A 25,325-nucleotide genomic window follows, 5' to 3' on the forward strand; every position below is an offset into this window, starting at 1 on the left:
ATAGAACTATTAATTCAATCGAATCATCCGGTCTTGGAGAGGGACATGGATAATGTAGAAATATATCGATTTCCAAACATAAAATTCGATGCGAGCAAAGAATCCGAACCCTCGCAAAATCAGGACGCGATGGACGATCTCCGGCGGGGTCAGACTGACGCCGCCGCGCCTGCGGGGCCGGACAGTTTTTTCAGCGGCGCGCATGTCGGCAGCCTGATGCTCGGCACGCTTCGCTACCCGGCGACAATCTCGAACGGTCTCGTCACACATGAGGCCATCCGGACCATACAGCGCACCCATTGCAGTGATTGCGATCACTATTTCTTCTGCGCCTCCCGCGAGCATGCGTGGCAGTCGACATCCGAAACCGGCATCGTTCGCATCGACGCCCGACAGCTCTTCTTTGCCGACCCGGCTCGGCCGCTGTGCATCGACGTTCAGTCCGGCGACGTCGTCATCCTGATCGTTCCGCGCAATTTCATCCCCATCGATCTCTCCTCGCGGCACGGCACCGTATTTTCCGGGCTGATGGCGTCGCTCGCCTCCCAGTACATCGTCGGTCTCGCGGAGCACGTCGGCGCCATCTCCCATGCCGAATCGAAAGCCATCGGCGACGTCACGCTGAATATGCTGCTGGCCGCGACATCTGCGGCCCACGACCCTATCGGGCCCGTTCGAACGAACCTGGAAATCGAATTGACCAGGAAAGTCAAAACCTACATCAACAACCATCTGGAATCGCCGAAATTGTGCGTCGATTCCATTTGCCATGACATCGGCCTCTCGCGCGCCGCGCTATATCGATTATTTTCGAGGGAAAATCTGGGCGTCGCCGAATACATCAAACTTCTTCGACTGAGAAAGATTTATTACATCCTGAGACACTCGACCGAATCCCGCATCCGGATTTCCGAACTCGCCGACCGCTATGGGTTTTGCTACAACTCCTCGTTCGCGAAATTGTTCAAACGTCAGTTCGGCTGCGCACCGTCGGAGATCAGGCGGAATACCGCGGTCAAGCCGCGCTCGGGCAACGGCAAGGCAACGCAACACGACGTGCCGCTCGATTTCAACGAGCGGCGCCACTTTCCCACTGGAGCTTCCTGAGAAGGCGAACTCGCCGTATCGCGCCGCATCGTCGCTCGCGACAATCAAGCGCGGCCGCCTATTGCCCGCCGCCCAAATGGTCGCCCAGGCGCAGGCGGCGCTCCTCGACCCGCCCCTCGAAAGCCTCGCCGGTCTTGTCGTTCACGTACATCACCTGATACCAGTGCTTGTACGGCTTGTAGACCGTCACGATATCGCCGGGTACGACAAAAATGCGCCTGGTGACGCAAGCCGACGCCGGAGCCGAATGGAAGTACGCGCGTCCCGAACCCGTCACCGTCGCCGCAAGCGGCGGCCTGAAATTGTCGTCGGGGCCACTGGTCGCGCTGTTGAGCCGCCGGCTGCCAGCGGCTTGCCGAACGCGTTTTCACGGCCGGCGCCGCAACGATCCGGACATCGAACGAAAAGCGGTTCGCCCGCGTCAGCCCGCTTTCGCGGCGCGCTTTCTCTTCGCCGCGCTCGCGGCCGCTGGCGCTTGCGGCGGCGGCGCTCCCGTGCGCAACAGGAACTGCACCGCATGATCGGCGAGCGCGTCGAGCCCCAGCGCCCCATCCGGCTTGTACCACTGCGCGACCCAGTTCAACGCGCCGAACATCAGCAACCGGTCGACCGGCGTCGGCGCGGGCCAGTCGCCCGCCGCCCGCAGCCGTGCGATCACGCCGTCCCATACCGCCTCGTAACGATCCTTCAGCTTCAGCACCTTCGCCTGCATCGCTTCGTCGAGCGACTTCCATTCGTACAGCAGCACCGGAATGAAATCGTGATCGGGCGATACGAGCGTCTGCAAGTGCGTGTGCACGAGCGCGCGAAACGCGTCGCGCGCGGGCAGGTTCTCGACGTCGAGCGCCTCGATCCGCGCGAGCGCGTTCGACATCCCCTGCTCCATCACGGCAACGAGAATGTCCTGCTTCGTCTTGAAGTAATAGAACCAGCTTCCCGCCTGTACGCCTGCTGCTGCGGCGATGTCGCGGACCGTCGTTCGTTCGTATCCCTGCGTGCGGAACAGCTTCGCGGACTTGAGGATCAGCTCGTCGCGCAGCGTCGCGCTCTCGCCCTTCACGGGACGCCCGCGCTTGCGCGCGGCCTGAGGTATGGCGCTCATGGAATCACAATGCGATGTTTCGAACCGGCGCTCGCCGCCGCGAAGCCGCGGCGACGCCCGTCATTCGAGCGATTATCGGCGAGTTTCAAACGCTTGCAAAGCCGATCCGCCCGCGCGCGCCGTTTGACCGAGCCAAACAAGCGACGAGCGGCCGCTCTCGTGGCAACGCATGTGCGTTCCGTATGCAAACAACCCCTAGTACTCGAGCTGCCGCGCGGCGAGGTCCTTCATGATCTCCTCCGCGCCGCCGCCGATCATGTTGACCTTCACCTCGCGGTAAATGCGCTCGGGCCGCGTGCCGCGCATGTAGCCCATGCCGCCGAGGATCTGCACGGCGGCATCCGCGCAGAACTGCATCGTCTGCGCGGCGAAATTCTTCAGCATGCAGATCGTCGCGACGAGCTCCGGCGCGCGCCTGTCGACGTGATCGATCTGCCACGCGCATTGCTCGAGCCAGGCGCGCGTCGCGCCGATGCGCATCGCCATGTCGACGAGCTTGTGCCGAATCACCTGATGATCGGCCACGCGCTGCCCGAACGTCCTTCGCTGCCGCGCCCAGTCGAGCGCGTCGTCGTAGCAGACTTGCGCGAAGCCGAGCGCCGACGCGGCAAGGCTGAAGCGCTCGAGATTGAAGTTCTGCATGACAAGCGCAAAGCCGCCGCCCTCCGGGCCGATCAGGTTCGCAGCCGGCACGCGGCAATCGTCGAAGCGCAGATGCGCGGTATCGGACGCCCACCAGCCCATTTTCTTCAACGGCGTCTTCGACAAGCCCGGCGTACCGCCTTCGACGAGCAGCAGCGACAGCCCCTTCGCGCCCAGCGCGCCCGGATCGGTGCGCACGGCAACCGTGTAGTAATCGGCGCGGATGCCCGACGTGATGAACACCTTCTCGCCGTTCACGACGTAGCGATCGCCGTCGCGCATCGCGCTCGTGCGCAGCGCGGCGACGTCCGAGCCGCCGCCCGGCTCCGTGATCGCGAGCGCCGAGACCTTGCGGCCCGCGAGAATGCCGGGCAGCACGCGCGCCTTCAGTTCATCGCTGCCAGCATGCGCGATCGGCGGCGCGCCGATCGTGTGCGACATCAGCGAGCTGACGACGCCGCCCGCGCCGCAGCGCGCAAGCTCGATCGAGCAGATCAGCCGATGGAACATGTCGACGCTCTCGATCCCGCCGTATGCGTCCGGAAAACCGATGCCGAGCAGCCCGACTTGCGCTGCCTTCTCGTACAGCTCGCGCGGAAACTCGCCCGCCTCGTCCCAGTCGTTCACGTAAGGCGAGATCTCCTTGGCGACGAAGCGGCGCAGTGTGTCCTGCCATTCGATGTGTTCGGGCCGGTAGTACGCCGGGTTCGGGGTCATGGGATGCATCGGTGCCTCCTGTCGGTTCGCCGGGCCGGCCTTCCGGGGGCCTGCTTTCCGGGGGCCTGCTTTCCGGGGGGAACGGCCTTCGCGGAACGGCGTCGTTCGTGCCGATTCTAGGAACCCTCTAAAAATAAATCAACCGATTGATTTATTTGATTCGCGGCGCTACGATGCGCACATCGCACGGCGGCATCCGGCTCCCCCGGCGAACGCGCCGCAGCAGCGAAAGGCCGTGGTCGCCAGCGGCGCTCGTGCTCGCCACGCGCACCGCGCGGGCGAGCACAAGCGCCGTTTCCGGACGATCTGTTTCCCGACTGACGGAAGACTTCCCATGGGATATCGCTCACAACTTCGCGCAGGCAGCTTCGACGGCAAGGTCGCGCTCGTCACGGGCGGCGGCAGCGGCATCGGCCGCTGCTGCGCGCACGAGCTCGCATCGCTCGGCGCGCACGTCGTGCTGCTCGGCCGCAACGCGGACAAGCTCGCGAACGTGTCGGCCGAGATCCACGAGGACGGCGCTCGCGCGGACGCGATCGCATGCGACATCCGCGACGAGGACGGCGTCCGGCGGGCGGTCGCGCAGATCGTCGAGCGGCACGGCCGCGTCGATCTGCTCGTCAATAACGCGGGCGGCCAGTTTCCCGCGCCGCTCGAGCAGATCAGCGCGAAAGGCTGGCAGGCGGTGCTGAACACGAACCTGCTCGGCGGCTTTCTCGTCGCGCGCGAGTGCTATCTGCAATCGATGAAGCCGCGCAAGACGGGCGCGATCGTCAACATCATCGCCGACATGTGGCACGGGATGACCGGCATGGGCCACAGCGGCGCCGCGCGCGCCGGCATGCTGAATTTCACCGAGACGGCCGCCGCCGAATGGGCGCCCGTGCGCGTGAACGCGGTCGCGCCCGGCTGGATCGCGTCGAGCGGCATGGACACGTATCCCGATTCGATCAAGCCGATGCTGCGCGGCCTGCCGAAGATGGTGCCGCTCGGCCGCATCGGCAACGAAGCCGAAGTGTCGGCTGCGATCGCGTTCCTGCTGTCGGACGCCGCGTCGTTCATCAGCGGCGCGTGCCTGCGCGTCGACGGCGGCGCGCCGAATGCGCGCCGTCACTTCGCGATGCAGCCCGCCGACGCGAACGCGCCGTTCGACGGCTTCCATCGCGCGACCGTGCCCGAACTCTTCAAGCGCTGACATGCCGATCTTCGACTCCCGCCTCGACACCGCAAGCGCCGCGTTCCGCGACAACGCCGATCACATGCGCACGCTGATCGCGCAATGGCACGCGCTGAACGCACGCGCCGCGGACGAATCGGCGAAGGCCGGCCCGCGCTTCGACAAGCGCGGGCAACTGCTGCCGCGCGAGCGGCTCGCGCTGCTCGTCGACGCCGGCGCGCCGTTTCTCGAGCTCGCATCGCTCGCCGGCTATCTGGTCGGCGAAAGCGACCCGGACAAGTCGGTGCCGGGTGCTGGGCTCATCGGCGGCATCGGCTACGTGAGCGGCACGCGCTGCATGATCGTCGTCGCCGATTCGGGCATCGACGCGGGCGCGCTGCAACCGATGGGCCTCGAAAAATTCCAGCGGCTGCAGCGAATCGCGCTCGAGCACCGGCTGCCGTTCGTGCATCTCGTCGAATCGGCGGGCGCGAACCTGATGCAATACCGCGTCGAGGAATTCATTCATGGCGGCCGCCATTTCTTCCAGCTCGCGAAGCTGTCCGCCGCCGGCATTCCGGTGCTCACGCTCGTGCACGGCTCGTCGACCGCGGGCGGCGCGTACATGCCGGGGCTGTCCGACTACGTCGTGATGGTGCGCGGCCGCGCGAAGGCGTTTCTCGCCGGCCCGCCGCTGCTGAAGGCCGCGACGGGCGAGATCGCGACCGACGAGGAGCTCGGCGGCGCGACGATGCATGCCAGCGTGTCGGGTCTCGCCGAATACGTCGCGGACGACGACGCCGACGGCATCCGGCTCCTGCGCGAGCTCGTCGACAAGCTCGGCTGGCGCGAACGCGAAGCGGCGCTGCCCACGGGCGTGGAGCCCGCGCTCGATCCCGAAGGACTGCTCGGCATCCTGCCGCGAGACGGCAAGAAGCCCGTCGACATGCGCGAGGTGATCGCGCGGCTCGTCGACGCATCGGATTTTCTGGAGTTCCAGCCGTCGTACGGGCCGTCCACCGTCTGCGCGCACGCGCACCTCCACGGCATGCCCGTCGGCATCGTGACGAACAACGGCCCGCTCGATCCCGCCGGCGCGACGAAGGCGACGCACTTCATTCAGGCATGCTGCCAGAGCGACGTGCCGCTCGTCTATCTGCAGAACACGACGGGCTTCATCGTCGGCAAGGAGTCCGAACGCGCGGGAATGATCAAGCACGGCGCGAAGATGATCCAGGCGGTATCGAACGCGACCGTCCCGCAGGTCACGATTCTCTGCGGCGCATCGTTCGGCGCCGGCAATTACGGAATGTGCGGCCGCGGCTTCGATCCGGCGTTCGTGTTCTCGTGGCCGAACGCGCGCACCGCGGTGATGGGCGCCGAGCAGGCGGCGCTCACGATGGCGATCGTGACGGAAGGCGCGGCGCGCGCGAAAGGCATCGAGCCCGACCGCACGCGGATCGACGCGCTGCGCGAGAAGATCGTCGCGAATTTCGAGCGCCAGACGCACGCGTTCTACACGTCCGGCCGCATGCTCGACGACGGCGTCATCGATCCGCGCGACACGCGCCGCGTGATCGCGCTGGCGCTCGCCGTCTGCCGCGCCGGCCGCCGCCAATCCGTCCAGCCGCTCACGTTCGGCGTCGCCCGCCCCTGATCTGGAGACATCATGCACTTCACCGAAGAACACGAAGCGATCTCGCGCACCGTCAGGCGTTTCATCGAGCAGGAGGTCAATCCGCACGTCGACGAATGGGAGGAAGCCGGCATCTTTCCCGCGCACGACGTGTTCGGCAAGCTCGGCGCGCTCGGCATGCTCGGCCTGAGCAAGCCCGCCGCGTTCGGCGGCGGCGGCCTCGACTACAGCTACGAGCTCGTGATGGCCGAGGCGCTCGGCGTCTGCGCGGCGGGCGGCGTGCCGCTCGCGATCGGCGTGCAGACGAACATGGCGACGCCCGCGCTCGCGCGCTTCGGCTCCGACGCATTGCGCGACGAGTTTCTCGCGCCCGCGATCGCGGGCGAGCAGGTGTCGTGCATCGGCGTATCGGAGCCGGGCGCGGGCTCGGACGTCGCGTCGATCCGCACGAGCGCGCGCCGCGACGGCGACGACTACGTGATCAGCGGCACGAAGCTCTGGATCACGAACGGCACGCAGGCCGACTGGATGTGCTGCCTCGCGAACACGTCGGACGGGCCGCCGCACCGGAACAAATCGCTGATCGTCGTGCCGCTGAAATCGAAGGGCGTGCACATCGAAAAGAAGATCCGCAAGATCGGCATGCACTCGTCGGACACCGCGCAGATCTTTTTCGACGACGTGCGCGTGCCGCGCCGCAACCTGATCGGCGAGGAAGGCCAGGGCTTCACGTACCAGATGCTGCAGTTCCAGGAGGAGCGGCTCTACGGCGCGGCGGCCGCGCTCGTCGTGCTCGATCGTTCGATCGACGAAACGATCGACTACACGCGCCAGCGCAAAATCTTCGGGCGGCCGGTGCTCGATCATCAGGTCGTCCATTACCGGCTCGCCGAGCTGAAGACCGAGGTCGAGGCGCTGCGCGCGCTCACGTATCGCGCAACGGAGCTGTACGTGCAAGGCGGCGACGTGACGACGCTCGCGTCGATGGCGAAGCTGAAGGCGGGACGCCTCGCGCGCGAAGTCACCGACAGTTGCCTGCAGTTCTGGGGCGGCATGGGCTTCGCATGGGAATCGAGCATCTCGCGCACGTACCGCGACACGCGCCTCTTCTCGATCGGCGGCGGCGCGGACGAAGTGATGCTCGGCATCATCTGCAAGAAGCTCGGCACGCTGCCGCGGGAGTGACGCGCGATGACCGGGACGACTTCCTCGACGTTCGCGCCGCTGCATGTCGCGCACGCGAACGGCATCGTGTTCGCGACATTGAATCGGCCCGCCAGGCGCAACGCGCTGAGCGACGATCTCGTCGCGGCGCTCGACGCGGAGTGCGAGCGCGCGGCCGGTGACGACACCGTGCGCGCGTTCGTGCTGCGCGGCGCGGGCGGCGTGTTCTGCGCGGGCGGCGATTTCGGCGGCTTCAGCGCGATGATGCGCGAGCCGGCGCCCGCCGGCGAGCCGGACCCGATCGCGGCGTCGAATCGCCGGTTCGGCGCATTGCTCGACAAGCTCGCGGCGTTGCCGATGCCGACGCTCGCCGTCGTCGAAGGCGCGGCGGCGGGCGGCGGCTGCGGGCTCGCGGCCGCATGCGATCGCGTGCTGATCGCGAGCGACGCATATCTTTCGATACCCGAAACATCGCTCGGGCTGCCGCCCGCACAGATCGCGCCGTTCATCGTCGCGCGCGCGGGCGCCGCGCGCGGCCGCTGGCTGATGCTGACGGGCCGCCGTCTGTCGGCCGCCGACGCGCTGCATGCGTGCCTCGTCGACGAAATCGCGGGCGCGGACGGCATCGACCGGCTGTTGCGCAGCGAGCTTGCGCGCGTGCTCGCATGCGAACCGGCCGCGCAGCGCGCGACGAAGCGCATCGTCGCCACCGCGTTGCGCCGCGAGCGCGGCGCCGTCCTCGATGCGGCCGCCGGCGAGTTCGCGGCCGCGCTGCGCTCGGGCGCCGTCGCCGAAGGGCTCGCCGCGTTGTCCGGCAAGCGCTTGCCCCGCTGGGCGAGCGACGCGCCCGCGCCGCCGGAGACGCGATGAGCGCGCGCCGCTTCACCCGGCTCCTGATCGCGAACCGCGGCGAGATCGCGGTGCGCATCGCGCGCACCGCACGGCGGCTCGGCATCGCGACGATCGCGGTCCATTCCGAAGCGGATGCGCGCAGCCCGCACGTCGCCGCCTGCGACGACGCGGTAGCAATCAGCGGCGCGACGCCCGCCGAGCCGTATCTGTCGATCGACAAGCTGATCGACGCCGCGCTGAAAAGCGGCGCGCAGGCGATTCATCCGGGCTACGGCTTCCTGTCCGAGAATGCGGCGTTCGCGCGACGCATCGCCGACGCGGGCCTCGTGTTCGTCGGCCCGCGCGCCGACTCGATCGACGCGATGGGCGACAAGGCGCGCGCGCGCCACCGGATGGCCGCGGCCGGCATTCCGGTCGTGCCCGGCTACGACGGCGACGATCAGGGCGAAGCGCGCATCCTTTCGGAAGCCGAACGAATCGGCTTTCCGGTAATGCTGAAAGCGGCGGCGGGCGGCGGCGGGCGCGGGATGCGCCGCGTCGATACGCGAGACGCGCTGCCCGCCGCGCTGAAGCTCGCGGTGTCCGAGGCGCGGCACGCGTTCGGCGACGGCCGGATGATCGTCGAGCGCGCGGTGATCGAGCCGCGCCACGTCGAGGTGCAGATATTCGCCGATGCGCACGGCCACGTCGTCCATCTCGGCGAGCGCGATTGCTCCGTGCAGCGCCGTCATCAGAAGATCGTCGAGGAAGCGCCGTCGCCCGTGGTCGACGCCGCGCTGCGCGCGCGGCTAGGCGCAACGGCCGTGGCCGCCGCGCGCGAGATCGGCTACGTCGGCGCGGGCACCGTCGAATTCCTGCTCGATCGCGAAGGCCGGTTCTACTTCATGGAAATGAACACGCGGCTGCAAGTCGAGCATCCGGTGACGGAGCTGATCACCGGGCAGGATCTCGTCGAATGGCAACTGCGCGTCGCGCAGGGCGACGCGTTGCCGCTCGCGCAGCAGGACATCCGGCTCGACGGCCATGCGATCGAGGTGCGTCTCTGCGCGGAAGATCCCGCCGACGATTTCCTGCCGCGCACGGGCAGCGTGCTGACGTGGCGGCCGGGCCGCCATGCGCGCTGCGATCATGCGCTCGCCGACGGCATCGCGATCAGCCCGTTCTACGATTCGATGCTCGGCAAGCTGATCGCGCACGGCGGCTCGCGCGCGCAGGCGCTCGACCGGCTCGCGCACGCGCTCGACGACACGGTACTGCTCGGCGTGCCGACCAACCGCGCGTTTCTCGCGCGCGTGCTGCGGCATCCCGCATTCGCCGACGGGCGCGCGGTATCCACCGCGTTCGTCGCCGAGCACTTCCCCGACAACGACAGCCGCCGCTGCGCGCCGACGGAAGCGGCGTGGGCGATCGCCGCGTGGCTGTCGGTCGCCGCCGTCGATCGCGCCGACGCGTTGCCGCCGGCGTGGCGCGGCTGGCGCAACGGCGCGCCGCTGCCGGTGCCGTATCGGCTGTCGTCGGCAAACGCAAACGCGGGCGCGGAGCACGCGCAGGCGCGACGCGGCATCGTGACGATCGATCGGCAGCGCGCCGTCGTGCACGCGCACGGCCGCTCGCCGATCGCGCTCGATGCTGCCCGGCCCGCGCGCCCCGGCGAGCCGTCGACGGTCGCGATCGACGGCCGCGCGCACGCGTGCTGCTTCGCGATCGCGCATGGCCGCCTGTGGCTGCAAGTCGACGGCGTCGATCACGCGTTCGCGATCCACAACCGCGAAGGCCGGGCGAGCGCCGGCGCGGCCGGCGGCGACGGCGTGCTGCGCGCGCCGATGAACGGCCGCGTGATCGCGGTCGACATCGACGAAGGCGCGACAGTCCGCGCCGGGCAGACCGTCATGGTGCTCGAAGCGATGAAGATGGAGCACGCGATCACCGCGCCGTTCGCGGGCCGGGTCGCGTCGCTCGGCACGCGCGCGGGCGAGCAGGTCGCGCCCGGCCAGGTGCTCGCGCAACTCGAGCCGCAAGCCGGCTGAATGCGGCCGCATTCGATACAAGGAGATCTTCCGATGAGCCATCCCGTCGTCATCACGTGCGCGCTGAACGGCATCTTCACGGACCCGAAGCAATTCAACGTGCCCGTCACGCCCGAGCAGATGGCGCGCGAAGCAAAGGGCGCGTACGACGCCGGCGCGTCGTGCGTGCATGTGCACTTCCGCCGGCAGGAGCCGGACCGCGGCCACCTGCCTTCGTGGGACCCGCGGCTCGCGGCCGAGATCGCGCAGGCGATCCGCGAGGCGTGCCCGGGCGTGATCTTCAATCAGTCGACGGGCATCGTCGGGCCGAACATCGACGGGCCGCTCGCGTGCATCCGCGCGATCCGCCCGGAGATCGCCGCATGCAACGCAGGCTCGCTCAACTATCTGAAGGTGAAGGCGGATGGCGCATGGGCATGGCCGCCGATGCTGTTCGACAACCCGGTCGAGAAAGTCGCTTCGTTTCTCGCGACGATGGCCGAGACGGGCGCGGTGCCCGAGTTCGAATGCTTCGATACCGGCATCGTCCGCTGCATCGACATGTACGCGCGCGCCGGCCTGTTCGAGGGACGATCGAACTACAACTTCGTGATGGGCGTAGAGTCGGGCATGCCCGCCGATCCCGAGCTGCTGCCGATCCTGATCCGGCTGCTGCGTCCGGATTCGACGTGGCAAGTCACCGCGATCGGCCGCACGAACATCTGGGCGCTGCATCGGCGCACGGCCGAGCTCGGCGGGCAATTGCGCACCGGGCTCGAAGACACGTTCTATCTGCCGGACGGCGCGCGCGCGACGTCGAACGCGCGGCTCGTCGACGCGATCGCGACGATCGCGCGCGAAGCCGGGCGCGAGATCGCATCGCCGCGGGATGCGCGGCGGATACTCGGCACGCGCGCGATACACATGATCGAAAGGTGAGCATTTTCGGGAGGCGATCGAAGCCGCCCCGAACCGGCGAAAACCGGCGCGCGTCGGCGCGGTTCGAATGCGCCGGATAGGCCAAGGCAACGAACGACACACGAACCGGGACCGCGGCCGCGTTGCGCGCACGCGGCTCGCAAGGAGACGACATTGACCTCGATCGCCCTGGGCAACCTGCCCCTCGAACGCCTTCAGCACTGGGAACGCGCGCGCGCCGACGACGTATGGCTCGTGCAGCCGACGGGCGGCGGCGACGTGCGCCGCTTCACGTGGCGCGAGGCCATCGACGAAGCGCGCCGCATCGCCGCACATCTGCGCGCGCTCGATCTGCCGCGCGGATCGAACATCGCGATCCTGTCGAAAAACTGCGCGCACTGGATACTCGCCGATTTCGCGATCTGGCTGAGCGGCCACGTGTCGGTGCCGCTCTATCCGACGCTCGGCGCCGAATCGGTCCGGCAGGTGCTCACGCACTGCGAAGCAGCGGCGCTGTTCGTCGGCAAGCTCGACGCGTGGGAGCCGATGCGCGCGGGCGTGCCGCCGCAGGTGCGCAGCATTGGCCTGCCCTGTCTGTCCGATGCGTCGTCCGTCGGCGCGACGTGGGACAACATCGTCCGCGACACGGCGCCGCTCGCGGAGCACGTGACGCGCGCGGCCGACGAGCTCGCGACGATCGTCTACACGTCGGGCACGACCGGCGACCCGAAAGGCGTGATGCTGACGTTCGGCGCGCTCGGCTGGTGCGTCGAGCCGGTCTTCGACCTGATCCCGATCGGCCCGGACGACCGGATGATCTCGTATCTGCCGCTGTCGCACGTCGCCGAGCGCGGCTACGTCGAAATGCTGTCGGTGCGCGCGGGCTTCACGATCTACTTCAGCGAATCGCTCGATACGTTCATCGCCGATCTGCAACGCGCGCGGCCGACGTTCTTCATCTCGGTGCCGCGCCTATGGGCGAAGTTCCGGCACGCGGTGGCGAACCGCCTGCCGCCGGGGCCGATTCCCGACGCGATGAAGCCGCTGATCCTGCAGCAGCTCGGCCTCGATCAGGTCCGCCTCGCCGCGAGCGCCGCCGCGGCGATCGAGCCCGCGCTGCTCAATTGGTATCGCGATCTCGGACTCGAGCTGCTCGAAGGCTACGGGATGAGCGAAGTGTGCGGCGTGTCGCACTCGTGCCGGCAGCACGACATGCGGCCCGGCTATGTCGGCGCGCCGGTGCGGGACGTCGAGAGCCGCCTCGCCGCGACGGGCGAGATCGAGATCCGCTCGCCCGGCAACACGATCGGCTATTACAGGCGCCCCGATCTGAGCGCCGCGCTCTTCACGCCCGACGGCTTCGTGCGCAGCGGCGACAAGGGCGAGTTCGACGAAGCGGGCCGCCTGAAGATCACCGGGCGCGTAAAGGAAATCTTCAAGACGAGCAAGGGCAAGTACATCGCGCCGTCGCCGATCGAGAGCCGGCTCGCGACGCATCCGTTCGTCGATGCGTGCTGCGTGGTCGGCGCGGGGCTGCCGCAGCCGTGCGCGCTCGTGTCGCTGTCCGACGAGGGCCGCCGGTTCGACGGCGACGGCCGGCGCGCGGCGCTCGAGACATCGCTCGGCGAGCATCTCGAGCGCGTCAACGCAAGCCTCGACGATCACGAGAAGCTGCGCTTCGTCGTGGTCGTCGATTCGATCTGGAACGAGACGAGCGGCTTCGTCACGCCGACGTTCAAGGTGCGCCGCAATCGTGTGGAGGCGCGGTATGCGCCGTTTCTCGAAGCGTGGGATGCGCGCGGGGCGGCGGTCGTTTGGGAGTCCGATGGGGTTTGACGCGTGAGAACACTGCGGGCGTGAACAAGAAACGTAGCCGGCGAAACCGGCAAGAACAGGTTCAATCGCGTCAATCTTCCCGCCTGCCACGGTGGACCATCGCGTGCAACGGCCCGCCGCAAAACTACGCGCGGTCCCTGCGGGCCGCGGAGCACGCCGGCCGATAACGCTCGACGCGCCGTCGCCGCCCGCCAGGAACGCTCCCAAGCACCAGCGCACAGCCGCTCATGATGATGACGGCTCCGATGATCTGGGCGTTCGAGAGGTTCTCGCCCAGCAGAAGCGCCCCGACAAGTACGGCCACGACCGTCACCGCGAATTCGACGCTGATCGCTCGCGTCGCGCCAATCGCCGACACGAGCTTGAAATAGACGACGTAAGCGAATCCGCTCATGACGCTTCCGAGCACGAGCAGATACCCATAATCGACGATATGCGGCACCGAAGCGACCGGCACGAGCGCGACCAGCGGCAGGGTGAATAAACCGCCGAACAGAAATGAGCCTGCGGTCACTTCCAACGACCCGACATTTTTCAGTCGACTGCTGGTGTAATTGCTGCCGATTGCGGCGCAAAGCGAGCCAAGCAGCGAACTGACACAGCCGGATGCAAATGTCGACGTAAAGGGAACAGAAGGAAATCCGACCAGCAACACGATCCCGGCGATGCCGAACGCGAGACCCATCAGGCCTTGTAGCGTGATGCGCTCGAGGCCCCGCATGTGCCCGATGATCATCGAGAAAAGCGGAATGGTCGCAACCAGGATCGCCGCCATCGCTGTGCCGATTCTGGGCGTCGCGAATGACAGGCCGATCAGTTGGCCGGCCACCGTAGTGGCGCCCACTACCGCGAAATCGCGCCATCGCGCCTTGAAACCTATCTTGCGTCGCGCGCCGACAGCAATGACGAGCAATGTCGCGCTTGCGACGAGTGCGCGCAAGCTGACGGCTCCGATCCATCCAAATACATGAACCACCTTCAGAATCACCAGGAAAGACAGCCCCCAGGTGACCGCGAGCAGCAGGTAAGCGGCTATATTCTCAAGTCGCATCGCATCTTCCGTGGCCTATTCGATTGGAAACTATAGTTTCATGGTGGAGCGTATAGTGTCCATTTCAGCAGGTCAAGGAGTTGAAATTTGTCGGACGAAATCGATGTTCCCGCCCGCCTTCGTGCGTTGCGAGCAACGTTCAAGCTGACTCAACGAGATTTGGCCCGGCGCACGGGCTTGAGTCACACGACAATCGCCAAGATTGAACGAGGGGAAATCAGTCCCACGATTGCGTCGCTGCAAAAAATCGCCGCCAGCTTCCAACTCCCCGTCACATCGTTGATTGACGCGAGCGCCGACGAGCCGACGAGGATCTTCTATAAGCACGAGGACCTGACCGTCGTCGCACTCGGCAAGCACACGATTCGACAGATCGGCCGGAACTTGAGCCGGCGCGCGTTGCAGATGATGGAAGACACCTATGAGCCAGGGGCCGACACCGGCGATGCGATGCTCAGCCATGCCGGCGAGGAAGCCGGACTGGTCATCCGGGGACATCTGGAAGTGACGGTCGGCGACCAGGTGGCCGTACTCGGCCCAGGCGAAGCCTATTTCTTCGAGAGTCGGATTCCTCATCGATTCCGAAATAGGGGCAACGAAACGTGCGTCGTCGTTGCGGCGGCCACGCCGCCGAGCCTGTAGGCGCCGCGGCTGGCCGCCGTGTGGCATCGCCCGATCGCCTGTCAGCGACGACAAACATCGGGCGCGTGCCGACATCCTCCCGCTCCCTCAATCGCCGCAGGATCGATCGTGTTCCGGTTGCGCACCGGCGACGCTTTTCGTCATCGGCAGGCTCCTCGCGCGGCCGGCCGACGCCGGCTGCGCCCCGTTCAGACGAGCGGCAGCTTCAACACGTCGTCGGTCGCCATCACGTCGCCGAACGTGTCGTCGACGGTCGCGAGCGCGGCGCGATGCAGGTCGGCGTGCGGCAGCACGCTGCCGTCCGCGCGATCGAGATCGCGCGTCGCGCACGCGTCGTCGACGACGATCACGTCGTAGCCGAGCGGCACCGCGTCGCGCGCGGCACCCGACACGCACGCATGCGTCATCAGGCCCGCGATGATCAGCGTCTCGACGCCGGCGGCCTTCAGGCGCGCATCGAGGTCGGTCGTCGGAAACGCGCTGACGGACGTCTTGCGCAGCACCTGATGATTCGCCGCCGGTTGCAGCTCCGCGTGGAAGCGCACGCCGTCGCCGTCCTCGGCGAACACCGGGCCGCCGGCGGGCGTCACGTGCTGAATGTGGAACACGCGGATGCCGGCGCGATCGGCGTGCGCGACGAGACGCCGCGTGTTGCGCAGCGCGCGGTCGCCGTCGGGAATCGGCAGCTTGCCGCTGAAATATTCGTTCTGGAAATCGATCACCAGCAGCGCGGCGCTCGCGGCTTCGATTGCCTGCGGAGCGCTCGCGCCGGCCAGGGTGCGAATGGTGGGATGGCTCATCGTGAATCTCCTCGTGAATGAAGCGCGACGCACGCCCATCGTCCGTCGCTGCGCGTCTCGCCTGCGCGGCGGCGAAACAGACGTCAGTATCCGGACCCGGCACCGGCCGCGAAAGTGGCCCGAGAGACAACATGTGATAGGATCGGGCCACTTTTCCGCACTGCCGTCTCGTTCGCCATGCATACCGTCGCGGTCATCGCATTCGAAGGCATCAGCCCGTTCCACCTGTCGGTGCCGTGCATCGTGTTCGGCGACGACCTCGCGCGGCTCGGCGCGCCGCGCTATCGCTTGCTGATCTGCGGCGAGAAAACAGGGCTCGTGCCGACGATGTCGGGCTTCAGCATCGACGTGCCGCACGATCTGTCGGTGCTCGCCGAAGCGGACACGGTGATCGTGCCGGCGTGGCGCGATCCGTGCGAGCGGCCGCCCGAGGCGCTGCTGGACGCGCTGCGCGTCGCGCACCGGCGCGGCGCGCGAATCGCGGGCCTGTGCCTCGGCACGTTCATCCTCGCGGAAGCCGGCCTGCTCGACGGCCGCACCGCGGCGACGCACTGGGTATGGGGCGACGATTTCGCGCAGAAGTACCCGAAGATCCGGCTCGACCGGAAGGTGCTGTACATCGACGACGGCAACATCCTCACGTCGGCGGGCACCGCGGCGGCGATCGACTGCTGCCTGCATCTGCTGCGCCGCGATCACGGCGCGGACGTCGCGAACCACGTCGCGCGCCGGATGGTCGTCGCGCCGCACCGGCACGGCGGGCAGGCGCAATACATCGAACAGCCGCTGCCGAAGGCGACGGCTGGCGACCCCTTGAGCGCAGTGCTCGACTGGGCGATCGAGCATCTCGAACAGCCGCTGTGCGTCGACGCGCTGGCGGCGCGCGCGGGCATGAGCCGCCGCAACTTCACGCGGCGCTTCAAGACGAAGACCGGCACGACGGTGTCGCAATGGCTGCTGAATCATCGGCTGACGGCCGCGCAGCGGCTGCTCGAGACGAGCGACAAGACAGTCGAGCGCATCGCGGAGACGGTCGGGTTCGGATCGACCGTGTCGCTGCGGCAGCACTTCACCGCCGCCTATTCGATTTCGCCGGGCGCGTATCGGAAGCAGTTCGGCCGCGGTTTCGCCGCCGCGAGCTGACGCGCCGGCCGGGTGATCGCCGTCGCTCGGCGCCCCGAGCGCGCCCACGTGCGCGACACAATGCCGAATGAAGTGCGAATAAATCAATTCAATCCGGCATTGAATCGAAATCGTGCTCGCTCGGCGGCAGGCGAATTCATTCCATTTGTTTAATCGACGCCCATTTCAATACCGCGCGGCTGGACGTTGTCCGGACCCGCTTCCAAACCCGATTTCGAACCCGAATCGAAAAAAATGCAGATCGGCTCACGAGTCGAGTATTTCTTCGGTTTCAGGAATCGTTTCCAGCATCCGGGCAACCGTCCTCACATCGTGATCAGCATCCAATCGGGCCCCGTCCACCATTCAACGCAATGAAACGACGAAACGCAGACTAGAAAGACCTGCAAACGCTGGAAACGGTTTCCGGCCGCCTTTATCCATTTACGCATTCAAATCCGCACGCCGTCTTGATAATTTGTTTCGGTTCACCAAACACTTCAGCATTGACGATAGGAAAATTCATATTGAGTTTCGAATATCGCCAATGAAAGATGTACCAAACAATTTGCTGAGAGACATCCGATGAGTTCCGGCCAGCCTCCGTCCACGAACGAAGGTGCGAGCCAGCCCGAGGGTGCGACCGGAAGCGCGATTCCCGCGTCTTTTTCTTCCGGCTCGCATGGCTTCGCCCGCACGACAACGATCTCGCCCCGCTCCGCCGTCCGCCTCGATCGCCGCATCGCCGCCGCCGTCACGCTGCTCCCCGCGTTGGGCACGGTCGCCGCGATCGCGTCATGGATCGGCGGTCATGGGCCGGGCGCCGTCGAATGGATCGTGTTCGCGATCTTCTATTTCGCGACCGCGCTCGGGCTCGAAGTCGGCTTTCATCGCCACGTGACGCACAAGGCGTTCAAGGCGAAGCCGTGGGTGCGCGCCGCGCTGATCGCGCTCGGCTCGATGGGCGCGCACGGCCCAGTCAACTGGTGGGCGTCGACGCATCGCCGCCATCATTCGACGAGCGACGGCGACGGCGATCCGCATTCGCCGCACCTGTCGGGCGAAGGCATCGGCGGGCGGCTCAAGGGCCTGTATCACAGTCACATGGGCTGGCTCTTCGTCGGCGAATCGACGCGGCCGGCGGGATGGGAGAAATATGTGCCCGACCTCTATCAGGACCCGCTCGTCTTCCGGCAGCACATGGCGTACTACCGCTGGGTCGCGATCGGCCTCGCGCTGCCGCCGCTCGTCTGCGGGCTCGCGTCGCGCTCGTGGATGGGCGTGCTGCTCGGCTTTCTGTGGGGCGACATGGTGCGGATCTTCGCGGTCAGCCACTGCATCTGGGCGCTGAATTCGCTGTGCCACGTGATCGGCCGGCGCGACTTTCACACGACCGCGCACGACCGCAGCCGCAACAGCCTGCTGCTCGCGATCCCGACGTTCGGGCAGGGCTGGCACAACAACCATCACGCGTTCCCCGCGTCCGCGTTCACCGGGCTGCACTGGTGGCAGATCGATCCGGGCGGGCTGTTCGTGCGCGTGCTGGAACGCCTGCGCCTCGTCTACGACGTGCATCGTCCGAACGCGGAACTCATCGAAAAGAAGCGCATCGCACCATGAACGACTCTCCACGGGAGCCACGAAAATGAAGAGCGCCACCCTGAAGGCAGTGGAAATCGAAGCAAGAAGCCACGAGGAAATCGTCGGCTGGATGACCGGCTATCTGGCCGCCAGGCTGCACGCCGACAGCGGCTCGATCGACGTGAGCAGGCAGTTCATCGAATACGGCCTCGATTCGGCCGACGCGATGAGGATGGTCGGCGATCTCGAGGACTTTCTCGGCTTCGAGCTGTCCCCGAGCCTGCCCTATCAATATCCGACGATCGACACGCTCGCCCGCGCGCTCGCCGATCTGTCGGCCGGACGATAGGGAGACCGAACGATGACCGTCCATCTCGAGAGCCGCGAAGCCGTCGCGCCGAACCGCGGCGCGCCGTACGGCGCGTCCGCCGACGCGATCCAGTACCACTACGACATCGGCAATGCGTTCCTCGCGCTCGCGCAGGAGCGCGGCCGCAACTACTCGTGCGCGATGTACGAGGCAGGCGATACGCACGAGCAGGCGCAGATCCGCAAGCTCGACTACCACATCGCGCAGATCCGGGGGCACGGCGCGGCGCGCGTGCTCGACATCGGCTGCGGCTGGGGCGCGCTGCTCGACCGGCTCGTCACGGTCGCCGGCGTGAAGGAAGCCGTCGGGCTCACGCTGTCGAACGAGCAGATCCGCTACATCGGCGAGCAATACGCGCACCCGAACGTCGACGTGCTGCTGCGCAACTGGCAGGACTACGCGCCCGAGCAGCCGTTCGACGGCATCATCTCGCTCGGCGCGTTCGAGCACTTCGCGAAGATCGACGAAGACAAGGGGCAGGCGTACCGGCACTTCTTCAGGAAATGCCACGACTTCCTGAAGCCGGGCGGGCGCCTTTCGCTGCAGACGATGGGCTACGGCGACGTGCCGCGCGACCGGCGGCATTCGGACCTCTTCATCGCACGCGAAGTCTTTCCGGAATCGGACCTGCCGTATCTCGCGGACATCGTTCGCGCGTCCGAGATGCTGTTCGAAGTCGAGCTCGTGCGCAACGATCGCCACGACTATGTGAAGACGATGCGCGCGTGGTTCGAGAACCTGCGCGCGCATCGCCGCGAGGCGCTCGAGCTCGCGCCGCTCGACGTGGTCGAGCGCTATGAGCGACTTTACCGGACGATGAGCTATTCGTTCGATCTCGGCGCGTTCGTGCTGTACCGGATCACGTTCCGGCGCATCGAGCCGAACCGGATCGACGCCGGCGCGCAGCATCGGGCGGCGCTCGCATGAAGGACGCGTCCGCCGGTCGCGCGTCCGGGCATCTGTCCCGCGCGTCGTCCGCGCGCCATCTCGGCGTCGCGGCGATACCCGCCGCCGGCACGGCCGCCGCGATCGCGCTCTGGGCTCGATTCGGCCTCGCGCCGCGCGCGCAGGACATCGCGATGCTCATGGTCTTCTACGTGCTCAACATCCTCGGCATGGAGCTCGCGCTGCATCGCTACTTCGCGCATCGCACGTTCAAGGCGAAGCCGCCCGTGAAGATCGCGCTCGCGATCCTCGGTTCGCTCGCGTACATGGGGCCGCTGATGTGGTGGGTCGCGATTCACCGGCTGCATCACGCGAACGCCGACCAGCCAGGCGACCCGCACACGCCGCAACTCGGCGGGCGCGACTTCGTCGGCCGCGCGAAGGGCATCCTGCACGGCCACGTCGGCTGGCTGTTCGATCCGCCGTCCGCGCGCCCGAATGGCTGGAACCAGTATGCGAACGACATGTACCGCGATCCGGCGCTGCTGCGCATCCATCTCGCGTATGACTACTGGCTGCTGCTCGGCCTGCTGCTGCCGGGCGCGATCGGCTGGCTGCTCGATCCGTCGTGGCAAGGCGCGCTGCTCGGCCTGCTGTGGGGCGGGACCGTGCGGATCTTTCTCGCGACGAACGCGATCTGGGCGGTCAATTCGATCGGCCACGCGCTCGGCGGCCGCCGGCCGTTTCCCGGCCGCGACCAGAGCCGCAACATGGGGTGGCTCGCGATCCTGACGCTCGGCGCCGGCTGGCACAACAACCATCACGCGTTTCCGCAGTATGCGAGCACGCGCTTGACCCGCTGGCAGATCGACGTGACCGGCATGCTGATCGCGCTGCTCGAACGGCTCGGACTCGTGTGGGACGTGCAGCACCCCGATCGGGACGCGATTCGCGAGCGGCTCGCGAACGCGCGGCGCGACGATGCGTGACCCGCGCTCCCCTTCCTTCGAAACCGGGCGGATCTCGCGATGACGACACTCAGGATCTTCGATGCGCGCGTGCACGTGTTGCCGGATGTCGTAGCGAAGCTCGTCTGGAAGAACTACGAGCGCGACGCGTGGAAGATTCGCTACGAGCTGCTCGCCGAGCAATCGATCGCATTCCTGAAGGCGCACGGCATCGCGCGCGCGGCCGGCATCTGCTATGCGGGGCAGCCAGGCATCGCGCCGTTTCTGAACGACTTCGTCGCGCAACTGGCGGCGCGGCATCCGGCATTCGTCGTGCCGTTCGGCACCGTGCATCCGCATGACCGCGATTGCGTGCGCGAGACCGTTCGCGTGCTCGACGAGCTCGGCTTCGCCGGCCTCAAGATCCACTGTCATCTGCTGAGGATCGCGCCTGACGACGACGCGCTCGCGCCTGTTTTCGAAGCGCTCGCCGAACGCGGCAAGGTGCTGAACCTGCATTCCGGCGCATTCGCGAAAAACAACGCGCGGATGGACGAAATCCGCCGCCTCTGCAACGTCGGGCGGTTTCGGCGCGCGATGCGGCGCACGCCGGAGCTGAAGGTCGTCGTCCCGCACATCGGCTATGACGAAGTGCAGGCGTACCTCGATCTGCTCGACGAATTCCCGAACCTGCATTTCGATACCGCGATGGCGTTCGGCGGCCATCGCGTCGCGACGGGCGAGGCCGTGCCCGATGTCCGGCCGCTGCGCGAGACGCGCCATCCGCGCGGCGCGCATCCGCGGCTGCCCGCGCCCTGGAAGCCCGCGCTCGAGCAACTGGTGCCGCAGATGTGCGACCGTCCGGATCGCTTCCTGTACGGCAGCGATTTCCCGCTGGTTCCGTATGAGTGGGATTTCGAGATCGGGCAACTGACGCGCTACTTGCCGGCGGAGGTGCTGCACAAGGTGTTGTGGGACAACGCCTGCGCATTGTTCGGCGGCGATGCGAGCAACGCAGGCGATACGGGCGACGCAGGCGTGCGCGCACATGCTTCGGCCGCCCCGCTCGCCGCGAGCCGACCAGCCGCGGAGCCGACGCGATGAAGCATCCGCCCGATACGATGGCCGCCGACGCATTCGCCGATTTCGTCGCGCTCACGCAATATCGCGCCGCGCATCAGCCCGACCTGCCGGTCTACACGTTCGTCACCGGCGGCGATCGCGACGAGCGGCATCTCACGTGCGCGGCGCTCGACGCGCGCGCCGCTGCGGCCGCGGCGACGCTCTCGGAGATCGCCCGCCCCGGAGACCGCGTGCTGCTGCTGTTCCCGCCCGGCATCGACTACATCGTCGCGCTGTTCGGCTGCATGTATGCGGGCGTCGTCGCCGTACCCGCGTATCCGGTCGAGCCGGCGCAGCCGGAGCGCACGTTGCGGCGGCTGACCGGCATCGTCGCGGATTGCGCGCCGGCCGCGATCCTGTCGACGACGTTCGTGCGCGGCGACATGAGTCGCGTCGAAACCGGTTCGCCCGCGCTCGGCGGCCTGCACTGGATCGCGATCGACACGCTCGACGACGACGCCGAACGCAGCGCGCCGCGCCCCGTCGACCCTCGCGCGCCCGTCTATCTGCAATACACGTCGGGCTCGACCGGCGCGCCGAAGGGCGTGATGATCAGCCAACGGAACCTGCTGCACAACTCGGCGCTGATCGCGAGCCGCTTCGAGCACGACGCGAGCAGCCGCGGCATGATCTGGCTGCCGCCGTATCACGACATGGGCCTGATCGGCGGCATCCTGCAGCCGCTCTACGTCGGCTTTCCGGTGACGCTGATGTCGCACGTCGATTTCCTCAAGCACCCGCTGCGCTGGCTGCGCGCGATCGGCGAGCGGCGCGCGACGACGAGCGGCGGGCCGAACTTCGCGTATCAGATGCTCGCGGCGATGCGCATCGCCGATGCCGATTTCGACAAGCTCGACCTGCGCTCATGGGACGTCGCGTTCGTCGGCGCGGAACCGATCCGGCCCGCCACGCTGCACGCGTTCGCGCAGCGCTTCGCACGCTGCGGCTTCGACGAGCGCGCGTTCTATCCGTGCTACGGCCTCGCCGAGCACACGCTGTTCATGACGGGCGGCCTGAAATCGCAGCCGCCCGTCGTCGCGGCTACGCCGCGCGGCACGGAGCCGGCGCGCGCCTTCGATGCGCGGCGCGCCGGCGCAGCGATCGGCTGCGGCGACGCGGCGCGCGACAGCCTGGCGCTGATCGTCGATCCCGACACGCGCATTCCGTGCGATGATGGCCGGGTCGGCGAAATCTGGGCGCAAGGGCCGAGCGTCGCGCTCGGCTACTGGAATAATCGGGCGCTGAGCGAGCAGACCTTCGAGGCCGAGTTGCCCGGCTACGGCGGGCGGTTCCTGCGCACCGGCGATTACGGCTATCGATCGGGGTCCGAAATTTTCGTCACGGGCCGACTGAAGGACATGATGCTGATTCGCGGCGCGAATCATTATCCGCACGACGTCGAGGCGACGATCGAGGAACTCGACGCCGAGCTGTTTCGTCCCGGCGGCTGCGCGGTGTTCGCGCTCGACACCGACGCAGCGCCGCAAGTGACCGTCGTGCGCGAGCTGCGGGCGCGCTATCTGAAGGCGTTCGGCGACGGGGGGCACGAAGCCGGCCGCACGCCCGACGCGCTGTTCGGCAGGCTGCGTCAGGCGATCAGTCTGCATCACGGCATTGCAGTACACCATATCGTCTTCACGTCGCCGTCGGCGATACCGAAGACGACGAGCGGAAAGGTCCAGCGGCACGCCTGTCGCGAACTGTTTCTCAACGACACGCTGCCGGTGATCACGCAGTGGCGCGCGCCATCCGGCGCGCCGAACGACACCCGGAACATCTGACGAGGAACACGGCATGCAAGAGAAACTGGACGCGGACTACTTCAACCGATTCGGCGCCGACTATCTGCCGGGCCTGCTCGGCGTCGTCATCAAGCAGGTCGAGAAAAACCATGTGCTCGCCGAGCTGACGATCCGCCAGGCCGTGCTCGCGCACGGCATCCTTCATGCGGGCACGATCGTGAGCCTCGCCGATACCGCGTGCGGCTACGGATGCCTCGCGAGCCTGCCGGAGGGCGCGTCCAGTTTCAGCACGCTCGAGCTGAAGAGCAATTTCATGGGCTCGGCGCGCGACGGCGCGATCGTCTGCGACGCGCGCGCGATTCATGGCGGCCGCATGACGCAGGTGTGGGACGCAACCGTCCGGCATCGCGAGACGGACAAGCTGCTCGCGACGTTCCGCTGCACGCAGATGATCCTCTGGCCGACGAAATAAATCGCGATGAGCACGCGACGCCTGAATGACACGCCGCATGCGGCCGCGCGCGCGCGGCGCGACGGCCTCGACATGACGTGGCTCGATCCGCTGCGGCTCGGCCCGCGCGCGGCGCGGATCGCGCGCGGCTGGGCCGCGCAGTCGAGGCCGGACGTGCGCTTTTGCGACGTGCCGGCCGCGACGATCCGCGTGCGCGTGGCCGGCCCGCGCGCGAGCGGGCGGCCGACGATCGTGCTCGTCTGCGATCCGCCGAGCGTCGTCGAGCACTTCGACCAGTTGGTCTCGCTCGTCGCACCGCACACGCGCATCGTCTGCTTCGAGCCGCCGGGCTTCGGCTTCTCCGTGCCGAAACGGCATTTCACGTTTTCGTTCGACGATTACCGCGCCGCGATCGAGGCGCTGCTCGCGAACCTGAACGAAGGGCCCTACCTGCTCGCGTTCTCGTGCGTATGGGCGCATATCGCGTTGCAGATCGCGGCCGCGCAGCCGGCACTCGTCGGCAGGCTGCTGCTTTGGCAAAGCCCCGCATGGGACGAGCAGGTTGCGTGGGCGCGGCACGTGGATGCGCGCAACCTGCTCGCGACACCGTTCGTCGGGCAATGCGCGTGCGCGTTCGGCGCGCGGAAAATCGGCGCCGGCTGGTTCCGGCAGGCAATGGCGAAAGACCGTTATCGCGAATTCGCGCCGATGCTCGATACGTCGTTCGATCACGGCGCGTTCTGCTGCCTCGCGTCGCTGTGGCAGCGCTTTTACAGCGGCACGCCGCGCGCGGTGCAGGTGACGCAGCCGACGCTGCTCACGTGGGGCGCGGCGGATCGCACGCATCGGCATAGCGACAAATGGTCGATCGCGCAGCAGGTGCCGCACGCAGTCCGGCATCCGGGCTTCGCGCACGCGGGGCATTCGCCGGAGCTCGAAGACAGTCCTGCCTTCTCGCAGCTATTGCTGACCTGGTTGGACGCGAAAGACACGCGTTGATCGCGCGCGTGCGTGTACGCGCTCTCACGCGCAGGGGCTCGATCGACTGCGCGAGACCGACGACCGCGGCAACGGCGCGACGATCCAGCTCCCGCATGCTCATGGTGATCAGTCCAGGTTGGCCCACGATGCGCTCCGGCAGTTCACAAACCGCCGCCAGCATGCGCCGAAACCCGCGAACTACGACATTTCAACTTTGCCCCATACCGACGCATTGCATCTGAACGCGTATAACGCGCTGCTCGCGCGCTGGAATCGGTCAATCGATACGATTACTACAAGACCCACGTGATGGGTTTTTCCGACGACTTGATCTTCGGCAAGCTGTTTCCGGAAACGGGAAAAGTTGTATGCAAGCCGATGGATTTAGGGTCGTTTTCCCAGCCTCCCGCAACAAGTTAATTTATTTAATAAATCTCACAAAATATTCCCAACCCCACTAAAATAAAATCAAAAAAACAACATCCGGATCAAGCG

General features: G+C 67.1%; 22 protein-coding genes and 2 pseudogenes. 19 read left to right on the forward strand and 5 right to left on the reverse strand.

Going from position 1 to position 25,325, the window contains the following annotated elements:
* Nucleotides 1-45: 45 nt before the first annotated feature.
* A complete protein-coding gene (locus WT16_RS22745) occupies nt 46-1,107 on the forward strand; it encodes an AraC family transcriptional regulator (RefSeq protein ID WP_015603307.1) in 1,062 nt (353 codons plus the stop codon).
* A gap of 58 nt (nt 1,108-1,165) precedes the next feature.
* On the opposite strand, the pseudogene WT16_RS22750 reads toward WT16_RS22745, so the two are convergent.
* The 3 genes and pseudogenes from WT16_RS22750 to WT16_RS22760 form a co-directional block, all read right to left on the reverse strand.
* Nucleotides 1,166-1,465: pseudogene (locus WT16_RS22750) on the reverse strand (hypothetical protein); the annotation flags it as partial.
* A gap of 63 nt (nt 1,466-1,528) precedes the next feature.
* Nucleotides 1,529-2,209, reverse strand: coding sequence for a TetR/AcrR family transcriptional regulator (locus WT16_RS22755; RefSeq protein ID WP_015603268.1), 681 nt, complete (start codon nt 2,207-2,209; stop codon nt 1,529-1,531).
* A 195-nt stretch (nt 2,210-2,404) separates the two neighbouring features.
* Nucleotides 2,405-3,577: an acyl-CoA dehydrogenase family protein gene (locus tag WT16_RS22760; RefSeq protein ID WP_082874969.1), complete on the reverse strand. Its 1,173-nt coding sequence runs from the start codon at nt 3,575-3,577 to the stop codon at nt 2,405-2,407.
* Nucleotides 3,578-3,902: 325 nt separating this feature from the next.
* Here WT16_RS22760 and WT16_RS22765 point away from each other — a divergent pair, with 325 nt between their 5' ends.
* From WT16_RS22765 to WT16_RS22795, 7 genes are all read left to right on the forward strand, one after another.
* Nucleotides 3,903-4,763 carry an SDR family oxidoreductase gene (locus WT16_RS22765; RefSeq protein WP_009915917.1) on the forward strand — a complete coding sequence of 287 codons (861 nt, stop codon included), beginning with the start codon at nt 3,903-3,905 and terminating at the stop codon, nt 4,761-4,763.
* A gap of 1 nt (nt 4,764) precedes the next feature.
* Nucleotides 4,765-6,381 (forward strand): acyl-CoA carboxylase subunit beta, encoded by a 1,617-nt coding sequence (locus tag WT16_RS22770; RefSeq protein ID WP_063534273.1) that lies wholly within the window; start codon nt 4,765-4,767, stop codon nt 6,379-6,381.
* A gap of 12 nt (nt 6,382-6,393) precedes the next feature.
* The gene (locus WT16_RS22775) at nt 6,394-7,545 is read left to right on the forward strand and encodes an acyl-CoA dehydrogenase family protein (protein WP_063534274.1); all 1,152 of its coding nucleotides are present in this window, start codon (nt 6,394-6,396) and stop codon (nt 7,543-7,545) included.
* A gap of 6 nt (nt 7,546-7,551) precedes the next feature.
* Nucleotides 7,552-8,394, forward strand: coding sequence for an enoyl-CoA hydratase-related protein (locus WT16_RS22780; protein WP_063534275.1), 843 nt, complete (start codon nt 7,552-7,554; stop codon nt 8,392-8,394).
* Nucleotides 8,391-10,403, forward strand: a complete 2,013-nt coding sequence (locus WT16_RS22785; protein ID WP_063534276.1) for a biotin carboxylase N-terminal domain-containing protein — start codon at nt 8,391-8,393, stop codon at nt 10,401-10,403. The genes WT16_RS22780 and WT16_RS22785 overlap by 4 nt, the downstream gene beginning before the upstream one ends.
* 33 nt (nt 10,404-10,436) lie before the next feature.
* Complete coding sequence (locus WT16_RS22790; RefSeq protein ID WP_063534277.1) at nt 10,437-11,321, forward strand: 3-keto-5-aminohexanoate cleavage protein; 885 nt, start codon at nt 10,437-10,439, stop codon at nt 11,319-11,321.
* A gap of 153 nt (nt 11,322-11,474) precedes the next feature.
* Nucleotides 11,475-13,136, forward strand: coding sequence for an AMP-binding protein (locus tag WT16_RS22795; RefSeq protein ID WP_063534278.1), 1,662 nt, complete (start codon nt 11,475-11,477; stop codon nt 13,134-13,136).
* 124 nt (nt 13,137-13,260) lie between these two features.
* On the opposite strand, the gene WT16_RS22800 is transcribed toward WT16_RS22795, so the two are convergent.
* On the reverse strand, nt 13,261-14,187 hold the full coding sequence (locus WT16_RS22800) for a DMT family transporter (protein ID WP_063534279.1): 927 nt from the start codon (nt 14,185-14,187) through the stop codon (nt 13,261-13,263).
* Between the two features lie 87 nt (nt 14,188-14,274).
* Between WT16_RS22800 and WT16_RS22805 the strand changes: the two genes are divergently transcribed.
* Complete coding sequence (locus WT16_RS22805; protein ID WP_015603757.1) at nt 14,275-14,829, forward strand: cupin domain-containing protein; 555 nt, start codon at nt 14,275-14,277, stop codon at nt 14,827-14,829.
* A 188-nt stretch (nt 14,830-15,017) separates the two neighbouring features.
* Here the strand turns inward: WT16_RS22805 and WT16_RS22810 are convergent, their stop codons facing one another.
* On the reverse strand, nt 15,018-15,629 hold the full coding sequence (locus WT16_RS22810; protein WP_009915925.1) for a cysteine hydrolase family protein: 612 nt from the start codon (nt 15,627-15,629) through the stop codon (nt 15,018-15,020).
* A gap of 177 nt (nt 15,630-15,806) precedes the next feature.
* Here WT16_RS22810 and WT16_RS22815 point away from each other — a divergent pair, with 177 nt between their 5' ends.
* The 10 genes and pseudogenes from WT16_RS22815 to WT16_RS35115 all read left to right on the forward strand — a co-directional run.
* A complete protein-coding gene (locus tag WT16_RS22815; RefSeq protein WP_015603988.1) occupies nt 15,807-16,772 on the forward strand; it encodes a helix-turn-helix domain-containing protein in 966 nt (321 codons plus the stop codon).
* A gap of 564 nt (nt 16,773-17,336) precedes the next feature.
* A complete protein-coding gene (locus tag WT16_RS22820; protein WP_015603835.1) occupies nt 17,337-18,371 on the forward strand; it encodes a fatty acid desaturase in 1,035 nt (344 codons plus the stop codon).
* Between the two features lie 25 nt (nt 18,372-18,396).
* On the forward strand, nt 18,397-18,681 hold the full coding sequence (locus tag WT16_RS22825; protein ID WP_015603326.1) for an acyl carrier protein: 285 nt from the start codon (nt 18,397-18,399) through the stop codon (nt 18,679-18,681).
* Between the two features lie 12 nt (nt 18,682-18,693).
* A complete protein-coding gene (locus WT16_RS22830) occupies nt 18,694-19,629 on the forward strand; it encodes a class I SAM-dependent methyltransferase (protein ID WP_006028175.1) in 936 nt (311 codons plus the stop codon).
* Nucleotides 19,626-20,576 carry an acyl-CoA desaturase gene (locus WT16_RS22835; protein WP_063534280.1) on the forward strand — a complete coding sequence of 317 codons (951 nt, stop codon included), beginning with the start codon at nt 19,626-19,628 and terminating at the stop codon, nt 20,574-20,576. Before WT16_RS22830 ends, WT16_RS22835 begins: the two co-directional genes overlap by 4 nt.
* A 39-nt stretch (nt 20,577-20,615) precedes the next feature.
* Nucleotides 20,616-21,638 carry an amidohydrolase family protein gene (locus WT16_RS22840; protein ID WP_063534281.1) on the forward strand — a complete coding sequence of 341 codons (1,023 nt, stop codon included), beginning with the start codon at nt 20,616-20,618 and terminating at the stop codon, nt 21,636-21,638.
* Nucleotides 21,635-23,437, forward strand: coding sequence for a fatty acyl-AMP ligase (locus WT16_RS22845; RefSeq protein ID WP_063534282.1), 1,803 nt, complete (start codon nt 21,635-21,637; stop codon nt 23,435-23,437). Before WT16_RS22840 ends, WT16_RS22845 begins: the two co-directional genes overlap by 4 nt.
* Before the next feature lie 13 nt (nt 23,438-23,450).
* Nucleotides 23,451-23,870, forward strand: coding sequence for a PaaI family thioesterase (locus tag WT16_RS22850; protein WP_006028179.1), 420 nt, complete (start codon nt 23,451-23,453; stop codon nt 23,868-23,870).
* 6 nt (nt 23,871-23,876) lie between these two features.
* Nucleotides 23,877-24,848 (forward strand): alpha/beta hydrolase, encoded by a 972-nt coding sequence (locus WT16_RS22855; protein WP_015603083.1) that lies wholly within the window; start codon nt 23,877-23,879, stop codon nt 24,846-24,848.
* 187 nt (nt 24,849-25,035) lie between these two features.
* Nucleotides 25,036-25,181, forward strand: a pseudogene (locus WT16_RS35115) (HAD family phosphatase); the annotation flags it as partial.
* Nucleotides 25,182-25,325 lie beyond the last annotated feature (144 nt).

It is taken from the genome of Burkholderia sp. MSMB1589WGS (genome assembly GCF_001636105.1).
Classification (GTDB): Bacteria; Pseudomonadota; Gammaproteobacteria; order Burkholderiales; family Burkholderiaceae; genus Burkholderia; species Burkholderia humptydooensis.

Excerpts from the sequence above, each read along its gene's own strand:
- WT16_RS22745 (WP_015603307.1), top strand. The coding sequence starts at position 46 with ATGGATAATGTAGAAATATATCGATTTCCAAACATAAAATTCGATGCG.
- WT16_RS22755 (WP_015603268.1), bottom strand. The coding sequence starts at position 2,209 with ATGAGCGCCATACCTCAGGCCGCGCGCAAGCGCGGGCGTCCCGTGAAG.
- WT16_RS22760 (WP_082874969.1), bottom strand. The coding sequence starts at position 3,577 with ATGCATCCCATGACCCCGAACCCGGCGTACTACCGGCCCGAACACATC.
- WT16_RS22765 (WP_009915917.1), top strand. The coding sequence starts at position 3,903 with ATGGGATATCGCTCACAACTTCGCGCAGGCAGCTTCGACGGCAAGGTC.
- WT16_RS22770 (WP_063534273.1), top strand. The coding sequence starts at position 4,765 with ATGCCGATCTTCGACTCCCGCCTCGACACCGCAAGCGCCGCGTTCCGC.
- WT16_RS22775 (WP_063534274.1), top strand. The coding sequence starts at position 6,394 with ATGCACTTCACCGAAGAACACGAAGCGATCTCGCGCACCGTCAGGCGT.
- WT16_RS22780 (WP_063534275.1), top strand. The coding sequence starts at position 7,552 with ATGACCGGGACGACTTCCTCGACGTTCGCGCCGCTGCATGTCGCGCAC.
- WT16_RS22785 (WP_063534276.1), top strand. The coding sequence starts at position 8,391 with ATGAGCGCGCGCCGCTTCACCCGGCTCCTGATCGCGAACCGCGGCGAG.
- WT16_RS22790 (WP_063534277.1), top strand. The coding sequence starts at position 10,437 with ATGAGCCATCCCGTCGTCATCACGTGCGCGCTGAACGGCATCTTCACG.
- WT16_RS22800 (WP_063534279.1), bottom strand. The coding sequence starts at position 14,187 with ATGCGACTTGAGAATATAGCCGCTTACCTGCTGCTCGCGGTCACCTGG.
- WT16_RS22810 (WP_009915925.1), bottom strand. The coding sequence starts at position 15,629 with ATGAGCCATCCCACCATTCGCACCCTGGCCGGCGCGAGCGCTCCGCAG.
- WT16_RS22815 (WP_015603988.1), top strand. The coding sequence starts at position 15,807 with ATGCATACCGTCGCGGTCATCGCATTCGAAGGCATCAGCCCGTTCCAC.
- WT16_RS22820 (WP_015603835.1), top strand. The coding sequence starts at position 17,337 with ATGAGTTCCGGCCAGCCTCCGTCCACGAACGAAGGTGCGAGCCAGCCC.
- WT16_RS22825 (WP_015603326.1), top strand. The coding sequence starts at position 18,397 with ATGAAGAGCGCCACCCTGAAGGCAGTGGAAATCGAAGCAAGAAGCCAC.
- WT16_RS22830 (WP_006028175.1), top strand. The coding sequence starts at position 18,694 with ATGACCGTCCATCTCGAGAGCCGCGAAGCCGTCGCGCCGAACCGCGGC.
- WT16_RS22835 (WP_063534280.1), top strand. The coding sequence starts at position 19,626 with ATGAAGGACGCGTCCGCCGGTCGCGCGTCCGGGCATCTGTCCCGCGCG.
- WT16_RS22840 (WP_063534281.1), top strand. The coding sequence starts at position 20,616 with ATGACGACACTCAGGATCTTCGATGCGCGCGTGCACGTGTTGCCGGAT.
- WT16_RS22845 (WP_063534282.1), top strand. The coding sequence starts at position 21,635 with ATGAAGCATCCGCCCGATACGATGGCCGCCGACGCATTCGCCGATTTC.
- WT16_RS22850 (WP_006028179.1), top strand. The coding sequence starts at position 23,451 with ATGCAAGAGAAACTGGACGCGGACTACTTCAACCGATTCGGCGCCGAC.
- WT16_RS22855 (WP_015603083.1), top strand. The coding sequence starts at position 23,877 with ATGAGCACGCGACGCCTGAATGACACGCCGCATGCGGCCGCGCGCGCG.